At 68.6% G+C, this 14,464-nt stretch carries 12 protein-coding genes; 2 read left to right on the top strand and 10 right to left on the bottom strand.

The annotated features are described in order from the left end of the window. Positions 1–213 precede the first annotated feature (213 nt). A complete protein-coding gene (locus RZE77_RS05250) occupies positions 214–891 on the top strand; it encodes a lipocalin family protein (protein ID WP_319440993.1) in 678 nt (225 codons plus the stop codon). Here the strand turns inward: RZE77_RS05250 and RZE77_RS05245 are convergent. From RZE77_RS05245 to RZE77_RS05230, 4 genes are read right to left on the bottom strand one after another with little or no spacing between them, the layout of a single operon-like run. Continuing rightward, positions 878–1,528 carry an HAD family hydrolase gene (locus RZE77_RS05245; RefSeq protein WP_319440992.1) on the bottom strand — a complete coding sequence of 217 codons (651 nt, stop codon included), beginning with the start codon at positions 1,526–1,528 and terminating at the stop codon, positions 878–880. The two genes, RZE77_RS05250 and RZE77_RS05245, sit on opposite strands and share 14 nt — an antisense overlap. Before the next feature lie 12 nt (positions 1,529–1,540). After that, positions 1,541–2,593, bottom strand: a complete 1,053-nt coding sequence (locus RZE77_RS05240) for an ABC transporter ATP-binding protein (protein WP_319440991.1) — start codon at positions 2,591–2,593, stop codon at positions 1,541–1,543. Continuing rightward, positions 2,590–4,866, bottom strand: coding sequence for an ABC transporter permease (locus tag RZE77_RS05235; protein ID WP_319440990.1), 2,277 nt, complete (start codon positions 4,864–4,866; stop codon positions 2,590–2,592). Before RZE77_RS05235 ends, RZE77_RS05240 begins: the two co-directional genes overlap by 4 nt. Beyond that, positions 4,867–5,880, bottom strand: coding sequence for an ABC transporter substrate-binding protein (locus RZE77_RS05230; protein ID WP_319440989.1), 1,014 nt, complete (start codon positions 5,878–5,880; stop codon positions 4,867–4,869). 144 nt (positions 5,881–6,024) lie between these two features. Here RZE77_RS05230 and zwf point away from each other — a divergent pair, with 144 nt between their 5' ends. Then, positions 6,025–7,491 carry a glucose-6-phosphate dehydrogenase gene (zwf, locus tag RZE77_RS05225; RefSeq protein ID WP_319430022.1) on the top strand — a complete coding sequence of 489 codons (1,467 nt, stop codon included), beginning with the start codon at positions 6,025–6,027 and terminating at the stop codon, positions 7,489–7,491. Between the two features lie 10 nt (positions 7,492–7,501). Here the strand turns inward: zwf and ygiD are convergent, their stop codons facing one another. The 6 genes from ygiD to RZE77_RS05195 all read right to left on the bottom strand — a co-directional run bounded on the left by ygiD (position 7,502) and on the right by RZE77_RS05195 (position 14,463). Beyond that, complete coding sequence (gene ygiD, locus RZE77_RS05220; RefSeq protein ID WP_455685326.1) at positions 7,502–8,428, bottom strand: 4,5-DOPA-extradiol-dioxygenase; 927 nt, start codon at positions 8,426–8,428, stop codon at positions 7,502–7,504. Positions 8,429–8,489: 61 nt separating this feature from the next. After that, positions 8,490–9,488, bottom strand: coding sequence for an ABC transporter ATP-binding protein (locus RZE77_RS05215; RefSeq protein WP_319440987.1), 999 nt, complete (start codon positions 9,486–9,488; stop codon positions 8,490–8,492). Further along, the gene (locus tag RZE77_RS05210; protein ID WP_319440986.1) at positions 9,485–10,555 is read right to left on the bottom strand and encodes an ABC transporter ATP-binding protein; all 1,071 of its coding nucleotides are present in this window, start codon (positions 10,553–10,555) and stop codon (positions 9,485–9,487) included. The genes RZE77_RS05215 and RZE77_RS05210 overlap by 4 nt, the downstream gene beginning before the upstream one ends. A gap of 24 nt (positions 10,556–10,579) precedes the next feature. Beyond that, positions 10,580–11,491 (bottom strand): ABC transporter permease, encoded by a 912-nt coding sequence (locus tag RZE77_RS05205; protein ID WP_124960953.1) that lies wholly within the window; start codon positions 11,489–11,491, stop codon positions 10,580–10,582. Between the two features lie 83 nt (positions 11,492–11,574). Then, positions 11,575–13,161 (bottom strand): ABC transporter substrate-binding protein, encoded by a 1,587-nt coding sequence (locus RZE77_RS05200; RefSeq protein WP_319440985.1) that lies wholly within the window; start codon positions 13,159–13,161, stop codon positions 11,575–11,577. A gap of 33 nt (positions 13,162–13,194) precedes the next feature. After that, on the bottom strand, positions 13,195–14,463 hold the full coding sequence (locus RZE77_RS05195) for a M20 aminoacylase family protein (RefSeq protein WP_319440984.1): 1,269 nt from the start codon (positions 14,461–14,463) through the stop codon (positions 13,195–13,197). Between the last annotated feature and the right edge of the window lies 1 nt (position 14,464).

Genomic DNA, 14,464 nt, shown 5'->3' with positions numbered 1-14,464 from the left:
GCACGCTGTTGCGCCGGGGCCGATGTTTTCATGCGCACCGTAGCACGGGTTTTCACCGCCCTGCATCAGCCTGCCGCCGACAGGGTTGTACGCGGCCGTCCGGCCACGCTGCCCTACAGCGGCTGTGGTCCGCCGCTGACGGCGCGCCGCCCCGGTCGGGGACTAGGCTGGCTGTTTCCGATCGATGCTTTCGACCACAGGAGTGCCACGCCCATGCCTTTTCGCCATCGCTCCGCCGCGCCTGCCGCCGCCAGCCGCGCGCCATTCGACGACCGCCACACCAGCCGTTCCATCGGCACCCTGGCCGCGGCCTTCGTGGTGGGCGGCGTCGCCACCTGGGTCGCGATGGGCGCGGGGCGCACGGCGCGAGCGCAGCTGCCCGGTCCGGCCGATGGCGCGCCGCTCATGCGCGCGCCGCTGCAGGTGGTGGCGCCGGTCGATCTGCAGCGCTACGCCGGCATCTGGCACGAGCAGGCCCGCCTGCCCAACCGCTTCCAGAAGCAGTGCGCCGGCCCCGTGAGCGCCGAGTACACGGTGCAGCCTGATGGCACCGTGCAGGTGCTCAACCGCTGCGTGCGGCCCGATGGCAATTTCGACGAGGCGGTGGGAACGGCGCGCGTGGTGCCGGTGGCAGGCCAGCCCGGCGCGGGCCGGCTCGAAGTGCGCTTTGCGCCCTCCTGGCTCAGCTGGCTGCCGATGGTCTGGGGCGACTACTGGATCCTGAAGCTCGACCGCGACTACCAGGTGGCGCTGGTCGGCACGCCCGACCGCGAATACCTCTGGGTGCTTTCGCGCGCGCCGCGCCTGGAGGACGACGCGCTGCAGGCCGAGCTGGACTATGCCGCCAGCCTGGGCTTCGACACCTCCAAGGTGGTGCTCACCGGCCGATAGGCGGGGTCGCCTGAACAGCCGGCAGATGGCGCGCCAGCTGCGCCGCCAGCGCCGCGGGGTGCGTGCAATGGATGGCCTGCCAGCCGAAGGCGCGCGCGGCCTCCACATTGGCGGCCGAATCGTCGATGAACACCGTCTGCGCGGGGTCGAGCGCATGGCGCACCGCCAGCAGCTCGTAGATTTCGCGATCCGGCTTGATGAACTTCACATCGCCCGAGAACACGCCGCCGTCGAAGCGCCGCATGAAGCCGTGCCGGCGCTCGACCGCGCGCGCATAGGGCGCCGGCATGTTCGAGAGGTAGTACAGGCGCAGCGCCTCGCCGGCCTCGCGCCGGGCGAACAGGCCTTCGAGCAGTTCCACGGTGACGGCAATGGGCTCCAGGCGCTCCCCGAGCGTGCCGAGCATGTCGTCGAGCCGGGCCGCCGGCAGCGACAGCCGCCGGGCCATGCGCGCGATGGCCTCGTCCAGCGAGCGCATGCCGCAGTCGAAGCTCATCCAGTCGTCATGGTGGAAAAGCGCCCGGCCCAGCGCCGCCGCGACGGCTTCGGTAGGGGCATGCTCGGGAAGATGGGTCTGCACCAGCCGGGTGGGCTCCCATGCCAGCAGCACGGCGCCAAGATCGAAAACCACGTTCATGGCGCCATTGTTTCACGCGCCGCCAGGCACCACGCTCACGCCATGCGCCGCCAGCGACAGCGTGGCCTCGGCGCCCGCGGCCAGGGGGCTCGACAGGTCGGTCGACACCACGAACACCGGCCCCAGCGGCGTGTCGAAGCCGTATTCGTAGAAGCTGCCGAGGTAGGCCGCCTTGCGCAGCGTCGCGGGCAGGCCCTCGCTAGCGCCGGCCGCCCCAATTTTCCAGGCCTCGGGCCGCACCGCCACCTTCACCGCGCCGGGCGGCACCGCATGGCGCGGCTGCAGCCGCAGCGGGCCGAGCGCGACGCTGCCGTCGGCCTGCGCCACCGCCGGGAACACCATCGCCTCGCCCATGAAGCCGGCGACGAACTCGCTCTCGGGCCGGGCATAGAGCTGCTCGGGCGTGCCGCGCTGGGCGATCACGCCGTGGTCCATCACGATGATCTGGTCGCTCACGGCCAGCGCCTCGCTCTGGTCGTGCGTGACGTAGGCCACCGTGAGCTTCAGCCGCTGCTGCAGCGCGCGGATTTCCTCGCGCATCTCGCGCCGCAGCCGGGCGTCGAGGTTGGACAGCGGCTCGTCGAACAGCAGCACCGCGGGCTCGAGCACCAGCGCGCGCGCCAGTGCCACGCGCTGCTGCTGGCCGCCCGAGAGTTCGCTGGGCAGCCGCTCGTCGAAGCCGACCAGCCCCACGCCCTTGAGCGCGCCGCGCGCCCGCGAGGCGGCCTCGTCCTTCTTCACGCCGCTCATGCGCAGGCCGTAGCCCACGTTCTCGATCACGTTCATGTGCGGGAACAGCGCGTAGCTCTGGAACATCATGCTCACGTTGCGCTCGGCCGGGCCCAGCGTGGTCACGTCGCGCCCGCCCATGAAGATCGAACCCGAACTGGCCGATTCGAGCCCCGCGATCATGCGCAGCGTGGTCGTCTTGCCGCAGCCCGAGGGGCCGAGGATGGTGGTGAGCGTGCCGGCCGGCACCTCGAAGCTGATGCCCTTGACCGCCAACGGCGCGTTCTTGTCGGTGCCGTAGCGCTTGGTGACGTTGCGCAATTCGATGCCGTTCATGGTGTCGCCAGGCTTTCCATTTTGTGATGTCCTTGATGCGGAGGCGCGGTGCCGCGCCGTCCCAGCCTGCGCTCGCCCACCACGAGCTGCACCAGCGCAATCGCCAGCGACATCAGCACCATCAGCACCGTGCAGTAGGCCAGCGCGATGCCGTAGTCGCCGTTGCCCACGCGGCCGATGATGTAAGTGGTGGCCAGTTCGTTCTCGGCCGTGACCAGGAAGATCACTGCGCTCACCGTCGTCATGGCGCGCACGAAGCTGTAGACCAGCGCAGCCACCAGCGCGGGTTTCAGCAGCGGCAGCACCACCTTGAAGAGCGTCTGGGCGGTCGAGGCGCGCAGCATCAGCGAGGCTTCGTCGAGCGAGCGGTCCAGCTGCTTGAAAGCCGCCGTGCCGGCCCGCACGCCCACCGGCAGGTTCCGGAACATGAAGCACAGCACGATGATGAGCCCGGTGCCCGTGAGTTCGAACGGCGGCACGTTGAAGGCCAGGATGTAGCTCACGCCCAGTACCGTGCCCGGAATGGCAAAGGCCAGCAGCGCGCCAAACTCGAAGACGCCCTGCCCCTTGAACTCGTTGCGCGCGAGCAGCCAGGCAATCAGCAGGCCGAGCGCGGCCGTGATGGGCGCGGAGATGCCCGCGAGCTTGAGCGTGGTGAGCAGCGAATTCCACGCGGTGCCGGCCCACACCAGGCCGAACTGGCCCCATTCGAGCGCAAACGCGTTCTTGAAGTGATCGAGCGTGAAGCTGTAGTCGCGCCCCCAGGTCTGCACGAAGCCGCCCGCAAAGGCGAACAGGTAGACCACTGCGGTGAACGCGATCCAGGGCAGCGCGATGCAGTGGATGGTGCGCCGCACGCCGTCGGGCAGCGCCATCGCAATGCCCGCGTCGCCCTTGCCGCTCACGGTGGTGTAGTTCTGCCGGCCGAGCACGCCGCGCTGCAGCGCGAACACGCCAAGCGCAAAGACCGTGAGCACCCACGCCAGCGAGGCCGCGCGTCCCTGGTCGTACTGCGCACCGACGATGGCAAAGAAGATGTCGGTCGACAGCACAGAGAACTGCCCGCCCACCACCACCGGGTTGCCGAAGTCCGCAATGCTCTCGATGAAGCCGACCAGGAAGGCATTGGCCAGCCCGGGCTTCAGGAGCGGCAGCGTGATGGTGAAGAAGGTGCGGCGGCGGTCGGCGCGCAGCATCTGCGCCGCCTCTTCCAGGCTGGGCGCAATGCCCTGCACCACCCCGCGCATGATCATGAAGGCGATGGGCGTGAAGGCGAAGAGCTGCGCCACCAGCACGCCTGGCATGCCGTAGAACCAGCGCGTCGGCTCGATGCCGAACGCGCTCTCGAGCAGCTGGTTGACGATGCCCGCGCGGCCGAACAGCAGGATGAGCCCGAGCCCCACCACGAAGGGCGGCGTGATGATCGGCAGCAGCGCCAGCACCCGCAGCGCGCCCTGGCCGCGCTTGCTGCCGCGCTCGGCCATCAATGCCATCAGGGTGCCGAGAAAGGTGGTGCCGACGGCCGTCAGCAGTGCCAGCACGAGCGTGTTCCAGGCCACGCCGCAGCGCACGCCGCCCGCCAGGCAGCCCACGCCCCAGATGCGTTCGGCGAACACGCGCGCAGCAAAGGCCGTGATCGACCAGCGGCCGTCTTCGTCGAGGAACGCACCCGCGAGCGCCTTGCTCACCGGGTAGGCGATGAACAGCGCCATCAGCACCCCGCAGCCGATGACCGCGGCCGCCACGAACAGGTCGCCCTTGAAAAGCCCGAGCCGCGCAATGCCGAAGGCCGCCAGCATCGTGAGCGCCGTGAGTGCCACGAAGCCGCCCGCGCCGATGCCGAACTGATTGATCGCGAGTTCGCCGAACTGCGTGTTGAGCGCCGCAAGGCTCCAGCCCCGCGCGCCGATGGTGAAGCCGGCGATGGCCAGGCCGAAGGCACCGATGGCGCCGCCCGCCAGCAGCCAGCGCCCCTGCGCGCGGCCGGCCGGCCGCCAGGCGCCGATGGCGCACATCGCCAGGCCGGCGAGCCCAATGAAGAGCCAGCCACGCCCCTGCGTGAGCGCCTGCATCAGGCCGTTGGCGCCCTCGGCCCGGCCGAAGACCTGCGGAACGGCTTCGTACCAGGTGGCGTCCTGGATCGCATACCAGGGCAGCAGCAGGTAGGCCGCGAAACCCAGCGCCACCCAGGCCCGGATCCAGCGCTGCGCCCGCCGCGCGGCAGCCACCGACGCCGGATTGGCCGGCGCGCCGCCGATGGAAGGGGCTTGCACCTAGCGCGGCAGCGAATTGACGTCTTTTTCCCAGCGCGCGATCAGGCGCCGGCGCTCGGCGCTGGCGCCGTACTTTGCGTAGTCGTAGTTGATGAACCTGATCTTCTTGAAGTCAGGAATGCGCGGGTCGAGCTTGGCATTCGCGTTGCTCGGCAGCTGGAACTGCTTGTTGGCGGCGCCGAGCTCCTGCGCGCCGGGCGTGAGCGCCCATTCGTAGAACTTCTTCGCGGCCTCGAGGTTGCGGGCGCCCTTGATGATGCTCATGGAGCCGATCTCGGCGCCGGTGCCGTCGCTGGGCGTGACGGTCTCGACCGGGAAGCCCTGCATCTTCTCGCCCGGGCCGTCGTGCACGAAGCTGATCGACACGGCCGTTTCGCCGCGCGCCACCGCCTTGATGGGACCGGTGCCGGAACGGGTGTACTGGCCCACGTTCCGGTGCAGCGCCTTCAGGTAGTCGAAGGCCTTGTCCTCGCCCATCAGCTGCACCAGCGTGGCGATCATGGTGTAGGCCGTGCCGCTCGATGCGGGGTTGGCCACCTGGATGTCGCCCTTGTATTCGGGCTTGAGCAGGTCGGCCCAGGTCCTGGGCACGGGCAGCTTCTTCTTGGCGAGCAGCTCGGGGTTGTAGCCGAAGCCCAGCGGGCCGGAGTAGATGCCCACGGTCCTGTAGCCCGACTGCCGGGCCTGCTGCTGGGCCCAGGGGTGCAGCTGCGCCAGCGTGGGCGACTTGTATTCGAGCGTCAGGCCCTGTTCGGCCGCCTGCAGGTGCGGGTCTCCGGTGCCGCCGAACCAGATGTCGGTCTTGGGGTTGTCCTTCTCGGCGATGAGCTGGGCCAGCGCCTCGCCCGAGCCCTTGAGCGACATGTTGATGCGGGTACCCGTGGTGCGCGCATACACGGTAGCGATCACGTTGCACCATTCGGCCTGGACCGAGCAGATCACGTTGACCGTGCCCTGCGCCGACGCGGCGGCCGACAAACCCACCAAGGCCGCAGCAGTAAAAAGCTTCTTCATGTGAAAACCCCGCCTCCAAAACAAAAATAGGCCTCCCGGCCGAGGTTGAGCGTAGCTTTCGTACAGGTTTCATGAATTGGTACAAGTACCATTCGGTTGAACCGGAGAGCCCACTCGGCACCAAGACAAAAGGAAATTCGACTCATGAGCTTCGATCTCGTTCTGTTCGGCGGCACTGGCGATCTCGCATGGCGCAAGCTGATGCCTGCGCTGTTCCAGGCCTTCAGGCATGGCAGCCTTCCGAAAGACGGACGCATCGTCGGCGTGGCCCGCGACGACCTCTCGGACGACCAGTACCGCGAACTGATCCAGTCGCGCTTCAATGCCGTCGAAGGCGCCAAGCGCCCTTCGGCCGAGGAGTTCGAGAAGTTCGCCTCGCTGCTGCACTACCTGCGCATGGACCTGTCCAAGCCGGCCGACTACGCGCGGCTTTCCGACCTGCTCAAGCAACGCAATGCCGACACCGTGGTGATGTACGTGGCCACGGCGCCCGCGCTCTTCACCCAGGTGGTCGAGCAGATCGCCGCGGCCGGTCTCAACGGCCCGTCGACGCGGGTGGTGCTCGAGAAGCCGCTGGGCCACGACCTGGCGTCCAACCGCGCGATCAATGCCGCAGTCTGCAAGGTGCTCGACGAGAAGCAGGTCTTCCGCATCGACCACTACCTCGGCAAGCCCTCGGTCCAGAACCTGTTCGCCATGCGCTTCGGCAATGCGCTGTTCGAGCCCATCTGGCGCCGCGAGCACATCGCCAACATCCAGATCACCATTGCCGAAGACCTGGGCGTCGAAAAGCGCGGCGCCTTCTATGACCAGACCGGCGCGCTGCGCGACATGGTGCAGAACCATGCGCTGCAGCTGGTCTGCGCGATCGGCATGGAGCCGCCGATCAACTCGCATGCCGACGCCATCCGCGACGAGAAGCTCAAGGTGCTGCGCGCACTCAAGCCCTGGACGCCCGAGACGCTGGGGCTGCACGCCATTCGCGGCCAGTACACGGCCGGCACGGCGTACGGCGAACGCGTGCCGGGCTACAAGGACGAGCCCGGCGTCGACCCCGAGAGCCGCACCGAGACCTTCGTGGCGCTGCGCACAGAAATCGCCAACTGGCGCTGGGCCGGCGTGCCGCTGTACATCCGCACCGGCAAGCGGCTGGCCTCGCGCGACGCGCGCATCGAGGTCAACTTCAGGCCCACGCCGCACGCGATCTACCGCGCACCCGCCGGCGCCGTCAACAAGCTGGTGATCAACCTCCAGCCGCGGGACGGCCTGGAACTGCACATGCTCGCGCAGGCACAGGACAACCGCCGCAGCAACGGCCACCACAGCGCCGCGCAGCTCGCGCCCGTGCAGCTGGACCTCGACTTCGACAAGCGCTTTGGCGCCGAGCGCGTGGGCGCCTACGAACGGCTGCTGCTCGACGTGATCGACGGCCGCCTGAACCTGTTCGTGCGCAGCGACGAGCAGGAAGAAGCCTGGCGCTGGGTCGAGCCGCTGATCGACAGCTGGGCCTCGGACGGCGGGCCGCGCCCCTACGCCGCGGGCACCTGGGGGCCGAGCGCCTCGAGCGCGATGATTGCGCGCGACGGCTTCTCGTGGAGCGAAGAGCAGTAGGCCGGCGCGCTCAGCCGAACTGAATGCAGCGCATGCTCAGCGTGCCCGACTGGAATCCCTCGTAGACCGTTTTCGCGCGCTCGCCCGTTCCCGCGGCGCCGAGCGCGTAGAGAAACGGAAAGTAGTGGTCCGGCGTGGCCACTGCGGTCGAGGCGCCCGCCAGCTTTTCATAGCCGACCAGCGCGCGGTCGTCGCGCCCCGCGAGCGCGGCCTTCACCGCGTCGTCGAACGATTGCGCCCACGGCCGGCTCGCCACGGGCCCATCCGGCGTGCCGCGGTCGGTGGCCCGCAGGTTGTGCACCACGTTGCCGCTTCCCATCACGAGCACGCCCTTGTCCCGCAGCGCCGCCAGGTCGCGGCCGACCGCGTAGTGGAAGGCGGCCGGCTGGTCGTAGTCGATGCTGAGCTGGAAGACCGGAATGTCGGCCTTCGGATAGAGGTGCTTCAGCACCGTCCATGTTCCATGGTCCAGGCCCCACTGCTGGGTGCCGACCACCGCGGCCTGCTTCACCGCGCCGACGGTTTCGCGCGCGAGCGAGGGATGGCCGGGCGCCGGGTATTCGATGTCGAACAGCGCCTGCGGAAAGCCGCCGAAGTCGTGGATCGTCTTCGGCCGCTCCTGCATTCCGACGCCGGTGGCGCCGCGGCTCAGCCAGTGGGCCGAAACGCTGAGGATGGCCGAGGGCCGCGGCAGCTCCCTGCCCCAGGCGGCCAGCCGGCGCGTGAAGGCGTTGTCGGCCAGCGCATTCATCGGCGAGCCGTGGCCGATGAAGATGACCGGCATCCGCTGCGACGCGGCCGCGCCCGCCGCGTGCGACAGCGAACAAAGCGAAGCCAGCGTCGAAGTGGCCGCTAGCGCGGAACCCATGAGAAAGCCGCGCCGGCCCAGCGCCGACGGGATCGCCGGGCTGCCGCCGGTGCCTGTGTTCTTCTTCATGCTCATGCCCGCACTCTGCGCCGCTTCGCCGCGCATGTCGGTGCGTTTACGCACACCCGGGCTAGATGCGGCCTTCCTCGGCCGCGTGGCAGGCCACCTGCACGCCCTTGATAGTCAGCAGCTTCGGGCGCTCGGCCGAGCAGCGCGCGTTCGCATGCGGGCAGCGCGGATGAAAGGCGCAGCCGGCCGGCGGATTCAGCGGGTTCGGCACTTCGCCCTGCACCGGCGTGCGCGCGCGGCCGGTGTGCTTCATCTGCGGAATCGCGTCGAGCAGCATGCGCGTGTAGGGATGCTGCGGTTCGGCGAAGAGCTTCTGCTTGTCGGCCACCTCGACCAGCCGGCCCAGGTACATGACGCCGACCTGGTCGGCCACGTGCCGCACCACCGCGAGGTTGTGCGAGATGAAGAGATAGGTCAGGCCCTGCTGGCGCTGCAGGTCCTTCATGATGTTGAGCACCTGCGCCTGCACGCTGACGTCGAGCGCCGAGGTGGGTTCGTCGCACACCAGGAACTCGGGCTCGGTGGCGAGCGCGCGCGCAATGGAAATGCGCTGGCGCTGGCCGCCCGAGAACTGGTGCGGGTACTTGCTCATGTCCAGCGGCGAGAGGCCGACCGACTTGAGCAGCTGGCCCACGCGCTCGCGCAGCTCGGCCTTGTCGCTGAGGATGCCGTGCTCGCGCAGCGGCTCGCCGACGATGTCTTCCACGATCCAGCGCGGGTTCAGGCTCGCGTACGGGTCCTGGAAGATCATCTGGATGCGCCGGCGCAGCTTGCGGCCTTCGGGCGTCTTGAACGCGGCATGCGCGTCCTGCCCGTCGAACTGCAGGCCGCCGCGCGTGGGCGCATACAGGCCGACCAGCAGCCGCGCCACGGTGCTCTTGCCGCAGCCCGATTCGCCCACCAGCGCCAGCGTCTTGCCGCGCTCGATCGAAAAGCTCACGCCGTCCACCGCGTGCAGCAGCACGCGCGGCTTGCGTTCGAGCACGCGGTTGAGCCACGGCGGCGAGACGTCGAAGGTGCGCGCGAGGTCGTGCGCCACCACGAGCGGTGCGGCGCTCATCGGGTCACCTCCGCAAGCGGTGCGGCCGCATCGGGCACAGCGCGCTCGCCGGCCAGCTGCGCGTCGTGGTGCCGGGCCGCCAGTTCGGCCTGGCCCTGGTGCGGATCGGTGGCATCGTGCAGCCAGCATGCGGCGCGCGTGGCGCCGGCATGCATGAGTTCGGGCCGCTCGGTCAGGCAGCGCGCAAAGGTGCGCGGGCAGCGCGGGTTGTAGGCGCAGCCCTGCGGGATGGCATTGAGCCGCGGCATCGCGCCGTCGATCTGGTTGAGCCGTTCGCGGTCGATCGTCATGTCGGGAATCGAGGCCATCAGGCCCGAGGTGTAGGGATGCGCCGGCTGGTGGATCACTTCGTGCACCGGGCCGATCTCCGCAATGCGACCTGCGTACATCACCGCCACGCGGTCGCAGGTTTCGGCGATCACGCCCATGTCGTGCGTGATCAGCATCACGGCAGCGCCGCGGTCCTTGCAAATGCGCTTGAGCAGCTGGATGATCTGCGCCTGGATAGACACGTCCAGCGCCGTGGTCGGCTCGTCGGCCACGATGAGCTTGGGCTCGGCCGCCAGCGCCAGGGCAATCACCACGCGCTGGCGCATGCCGCCCGAGAACTGGTGCGGGAAGTGGTCGATGCGCTGCTCGGCGGCCGGAATACCGGTGTCCTGCAGCAGGCCGATGGCGCGGCGCCGCGCCTCGGCCTCGGTCACCGGCAGGTGGGCGCGGATGGTTTCCACCAGCTGCCGGCCGACGGTATAGAGCGGGTTCAGCGAGGTCAGCGGATCCTGGAAGATCGCGCCGATCTTGCGGCCGCGAATGGGCCGCATGGCATCGAAGCCGAGGTTGTCGATGCGCTGGCCTTCGAGCACGATCTCGCCGCTGGCCACGCGGCCCGGCGGCTCGAGCAGCCCGATGATGGCCGCGCCCGTGAGCGACTTGCCGGCGCCCGACTCGCCCACCACGCCCAGGATTTCGCCGGGCGCGATGTCGAATGAAATTCCATCGAGCGCGCGCAGCGTGCCGCGGCGGTGCGGGAACTCGACGACAAGGTTCTTGACCTGGAGCAGCGTCATGGTGGCGTTGTCCTTTTTTCCATCTCAGCGCAGGCGCGGGTTCAGCGCGTCGCGCAGCCAGTCGCCCAGCAGGTTCACGCTGAGCGCGATCAGCACCAGCATCAGGCCCGGGAACACGGTGATCCACCACTCGCCCGAGAACAGGTACTGGTTGCCGATGCTGATCAGCGTGCCCAGCGAAGGAGAAGTCGGCGGCACGCCGACGCCGAGGAACGACAGGGTCGCCTCGGTGATGATCGCGGTGGCCACCTGGATGGTGGCCAGCACCATCACCGGCCCCATCACGTTGGGCAGCACGTGGCGCAGCATGATGCGCAGCGGCGCCACGCCGGTCACGCGGGCGGCCTGCACGTATTCCTTGTTGCGCTCCACCAGCGTGGAGCCGCGCACCGTGCGCGCGTACTGCACCCAGCCGGTCAGCGAGATGGAAATGATGAGCACGCCGAAGGCCAGCGACTCATGCGCATTGGGAAACAGCGCGCGGCCGACGCCGGCAATCAGCAGCGCCACCAGGATGGGTGGAAACGACAGCATCACGTCGCACAGGCGCATGAGGAACGAATCGAGCCAGCCGCCGAGGAAGCCGGCCAAGAGGCCGAGCACCACGCCCACCGTGATCGACAGCGCCACCGATACGATGCCGACGATCAGCGAGATGCGTGCGCCGTAGATCACGGCCGAGAGGATGTCGCGGCCCTGGTCGTCGGTGCCCAGCAGGTACTTGGAAGAGCCTTCGGCGCTCCATGCGGGCGGCAGGCGCGCGTCGCCGAGTTCGAGCGTCGCAAGGTCGAAGGGATTGTGCGGCGAGACCCACCCGGCAAAGACCGCGCAGAACAGGCAGGCCAGCGCGATGAGCGCCGCCACCATGGCCACGGGCGAAGTGCGAAAGCTGTAGCCGACGTCGCTGTCGAGCCATCGAGCGAATGTTTTTTTCATCGTGAGGCAAAAAGGATGGGCCCGCAGGAAGCGGGCCCAGGATCGAGCCACTCAGGCCGCCCGCTGGCGGGCGGCCCGCGGGATCACGGCTTGATGCTCATCCACTTGAAGGGCATGTAGTTGTCGGCCATCTGCGTCAGCGCCACCTTCTTGCTCACGCCCCAGGCCAGCGCCTGCTGGTGCAGCGGCAGGTGGCCGACGTCCGCGGTGTGCAGGTCGAAGGCTTCCTTGATCATCGCGTCGCGCTTGGGCTTGTCGGTTTCCGACTGGATCTTCTTGGTCAGCTCGTCCACCTTCGGGTTGCAGTAGGCACCCAGGTTGAACTGGCCGGCGCCGGTCTTGTCGTCCGGGCAGGCCATCAGCGCCGTGAGCGCGTTGTGCGAGTCGTAGGTGGTCGGAGTCCAGCCCAGCAGGTAGAAGCTGGTGTCGCGGCGCAGGATCTTGGGGAAGTAGGTGCCCTTTGTTTCCGCCGCGAGGTTGATCTTGACGCCGATCTTCGCCAGGTTGGAAGCCACGCTCTGGCAGATCTGGCCGTCGTTCACGTAGCGGTCGTTCGGGCAGTTCATCGTCACTTCGAAACCGCTGGGATAGCCGGCTTCGGCCAGCAGCTTCTTGGCGGCCTCGACGTCGAAGGGCAGGCGCTTGTCCTGCGCTTCGTTCCAGCCGTTGATGCCGGGGCCGACCATCAGCGCCGTGGGGCGCGATGCGCCGCGCATCACCGTGCGCTGGATGCCGACGATGTCGATGGCCTGGTAGAAGGCCTGGCGCACGCGCTTGTCCTTGAACGGGTTCTTGCCCTTGACGCTGGAGTACAGCAGCTCGTCGCGCTTCTGGTCCATGCCCAGGAAGATGGTGCGCAGTTCGGGGCCGGAGATCACGCGCGCGCTCGGGCTCGCGTTGATGCGGGCCACGTCCTGCACCGGCACCGGCTCCATCACGTCGATCTCGCCGGACACCAGCGCCGCGACGCGGGTGGCGGGATTGGCGATGGGCGTGAAGATGATCTCCTGCGCGTTGCCTTCGATCTTGCCCCAGTAGGTGGGATTGCGCACGAACACCGTGCGCACGTTGGGCTGGCGCTCGCGCACGCGGAACGGACCCGTGCCGTTGGCCTTGAACGAGGCGGTGTTCTCGATGCCCTTGCGGCGGTCGACGGGCGTGACGGCCTTGTTCTCCTCGCACCACTTCTTGCTCATGATCATGAGCTGGGTGATCACGTCGGGCAGGATGGGGAACGGGCCCTTGGTCTCGATCTCGATGGTGTGCGCGTCGACCTTGCGCACTTCCTTGATGTCGGTGGTGTTGGACTTCATGTCCGAGCCCTCGCCGGCGGCGCGGGCGAAGCTGAAGATCACGTCGTCGGCCGTGAACGGCGTGCCGTCGTGGAACTGGACGTTCTTGCGCAGTTCGAAGCGCCACACGGTGGGCGAGGTCTGCTTCCAGCTGGTGGCCAGCAGCGGGGCAACGCTCAGGTCCTTGTTGCGGCCGACCAGCGTTTCATAGACGTTGGCGGTGGTGCTCAGCTGCAGCGACTCATTGAGCGAGTGCGGGTCGAGCGACAGCGCGTCCCCCTGGTTCGCAACGCGGATGGTCTGCGCGCCGGCCATCAGGCTGGTGGCGCCCAGCAGGCACAAAACTGCGACCGCGGCCGCCTTCTTCTGGAAACTCATGGGAACACTCCTCGGGTTGGAATCGGAAATACATCAAGGCGTCGCGGTAGCGGCGTCTCTCACGGGCTGCTCGCTGCGGGTAGCAGCCAGCGGCATGCCCTGCTCGATCAGCCCCGCATGCAATGCGGCGCCGAGCGGCAGGATCTCGTCGTTGAAGTCGTAGCGGCTGTTGTGCAGGAAGGCGCCGCACTTGGCGTCCTGGCCGATGCGCAGGTAGGCGCCGGCCTTTTTCTGCAGCATGAAGGAGAAGTCCTCGGCGCCCATGCTGGGCTCCATGCTGCGCTCGACGTTGGAAGCGCCCACCAGCGACTCGGCCACATCGGCCGCGAACATCGCCTCCGGTGCGGTGTTGATGGTGGCCGGATAGATGCGCTCGTACTTGATGCTGGCGGTGGCGCCGAAGCCCGCGGCCACGGCCGTGCAGAGTTCGGTCAGGCGCTGCTCGACCTGCGCCTGCACACGCGCGCTGAAGGTGCGCACGGTGCCCACCAGCGTGGCCTCGCCCGGAATGACGCTCATCGCGCCCAGGTCGCCCGCCTGCACCGCGCAGATGCTGACCACCGCCGCATCGATCGGCCGCACGCTGCGCGACACGATGGTCTGCGCGGCCGTGATGATGTGCGCGGCGACCACCACGGGGTCGATGGTCTGGTAGGCATGGGCACCGTGGCCGCCCTTGCCCTTGATCTCGATCGTGACGCGGTCGGCCGCCGCCATCATGGCGCCGCGGTTGATGCCCACGGTGCCCGCGGGCATGGCGGGCCAGTTGTGCATTGCATAGACCGAGTCGACCGGAAAGCGGTCGAACAGGCCGTCCTCGATCATCACGCGCGCGCCGGCAAAGCCTTCTTCGCCGGGCTGGAAGATCAGCACCGCGGTGCCGTCGAAGCTGCGGGTTTCGGCCAGGTAGCGCGCCGCGCCGACCAGCATGGCCGTGTGCCCGTCGTGCCCGCAGCCGTGCATCAGGCCGTCGTTGGCGGAGCGCCAGCCGAAGTCGTTGTCCTCGCGCATGGGCAATGCGTCCATGTCGGCGCGCAGGCCGATCATCCGGCCGCTCGCCGTGGAGCGGCCGCGGATGACGCCCACCACGCCGGTCCTGCCGATGCCGTCGTGGATCTCGTCCACGCCGCAGGCACGCAGTGCTTCGCGCACGCGGCGGGCCGTGTAGACCTCTTCGAAGCCGAGCTCGGGATGGGCATGCAGGTCGCGGCGAAAGGCCGTGATCTCCGGATAGAAGCTCGCGATGTGCGCAAACGCCCTGCCCGAGGCCTGCAGTCGCGGTGCTGCTGCGGCAACCGTCATT

Source organism: Variovorax sp. SPNA7, from assembly GCF_033807855.1.
GTDB lineage: Bacteria > Pseudomonadota > Gammaproteobacteria > Burkholderiales > Burkholderiaceae_C > Variovorax > Variovorax beijingensis.
This window is presented reverse-complemented; position numbering and strand designations above follow the sequence as displayed.

Excerpts from the sequence above, each read along its gene's own strand:
- RZE77_RS05240 (WP_319440991.1), bottom strand. The coding sequence starts at position 2,593 with ATGAACGGCATCGAATTGCGCAACGTCACCAAGCGCTACGGCACCGAC.
- RZE77_RS05205 (WP_124960953.1), bottom strand. The coding sequence starts at position 11,491 with ATGAAAAAAACATTCGCTCGATGGCTCGACAGCGACGTCGGCTACAGC.
- RZE77_RS05215 (WP_319440987.1), bottom strand. The coding sequence starts at position 9,488 with ATGAGCGCCGCACCGCTCGTGGTGGCGCACGACCTCGCGCGCACCTTC.
- RZE77_RS05210 (WP_319440986.1), bottom strand. The coding sequence starts at position 10,555 with ATGACGCTGCTCCAGGTCAAGAACCTTGTCGTCGAGTTCCCGCACCGC.
- ygiD (WP_455685326.1), bottom strand. The coding sequence starts at position 8,428 with ATGAAGAAGAACACAGGCACCGGCGGCAGCCCGGCGATCCCGTCGGCG.
- RZE77_RS05230 (WP_319440989.1), bottom strand. The coding sequence starts at position 5,880 with ATGAAGAAGCTTTTTACTGCTGCGGCCTTGGTGGGTTTGTCGGCCGCC.
- RZE77_RS05250 (WP_319440993.1), top strand. The coding sequence starts at position 214 with ATGCCTTTTCGCCATCGCTCCGCCGCGCCTGCCGCCGCCAGCCGCGCG.
- zwf (WP_319430022.1), top strand. The coding sequence starts at position 6,025 with ATGAGCTTCGATCTCGTTCTGTTCGGCGGCACTGGCGATCTCGCATGG.
- RZE77_RS05245 (WP_319440992.1), bottom strand. The coding sequence starts at position 1,528 with ATGAACGTGGTTTTCGATCTTGGCGCCGTGCTGCTGGCATGGGAGCCC.
- RZE77_RS05195 (WP_319440984.1), bottom strand. The coding sequence starts at position 14,463 with ATGACGGTTGCCGCAGCAGCACCGCGACTGCAGGCCTCGGGCAGGGCG.
- RZE77_RS05200 (WP_319440985.1), bottom strand. The coding sequence starts at position 13,161 with ATGAGTTTCCAGAAGAAGGCGGCCGCGGTCGCAGTTTTGTGCCTGCTG.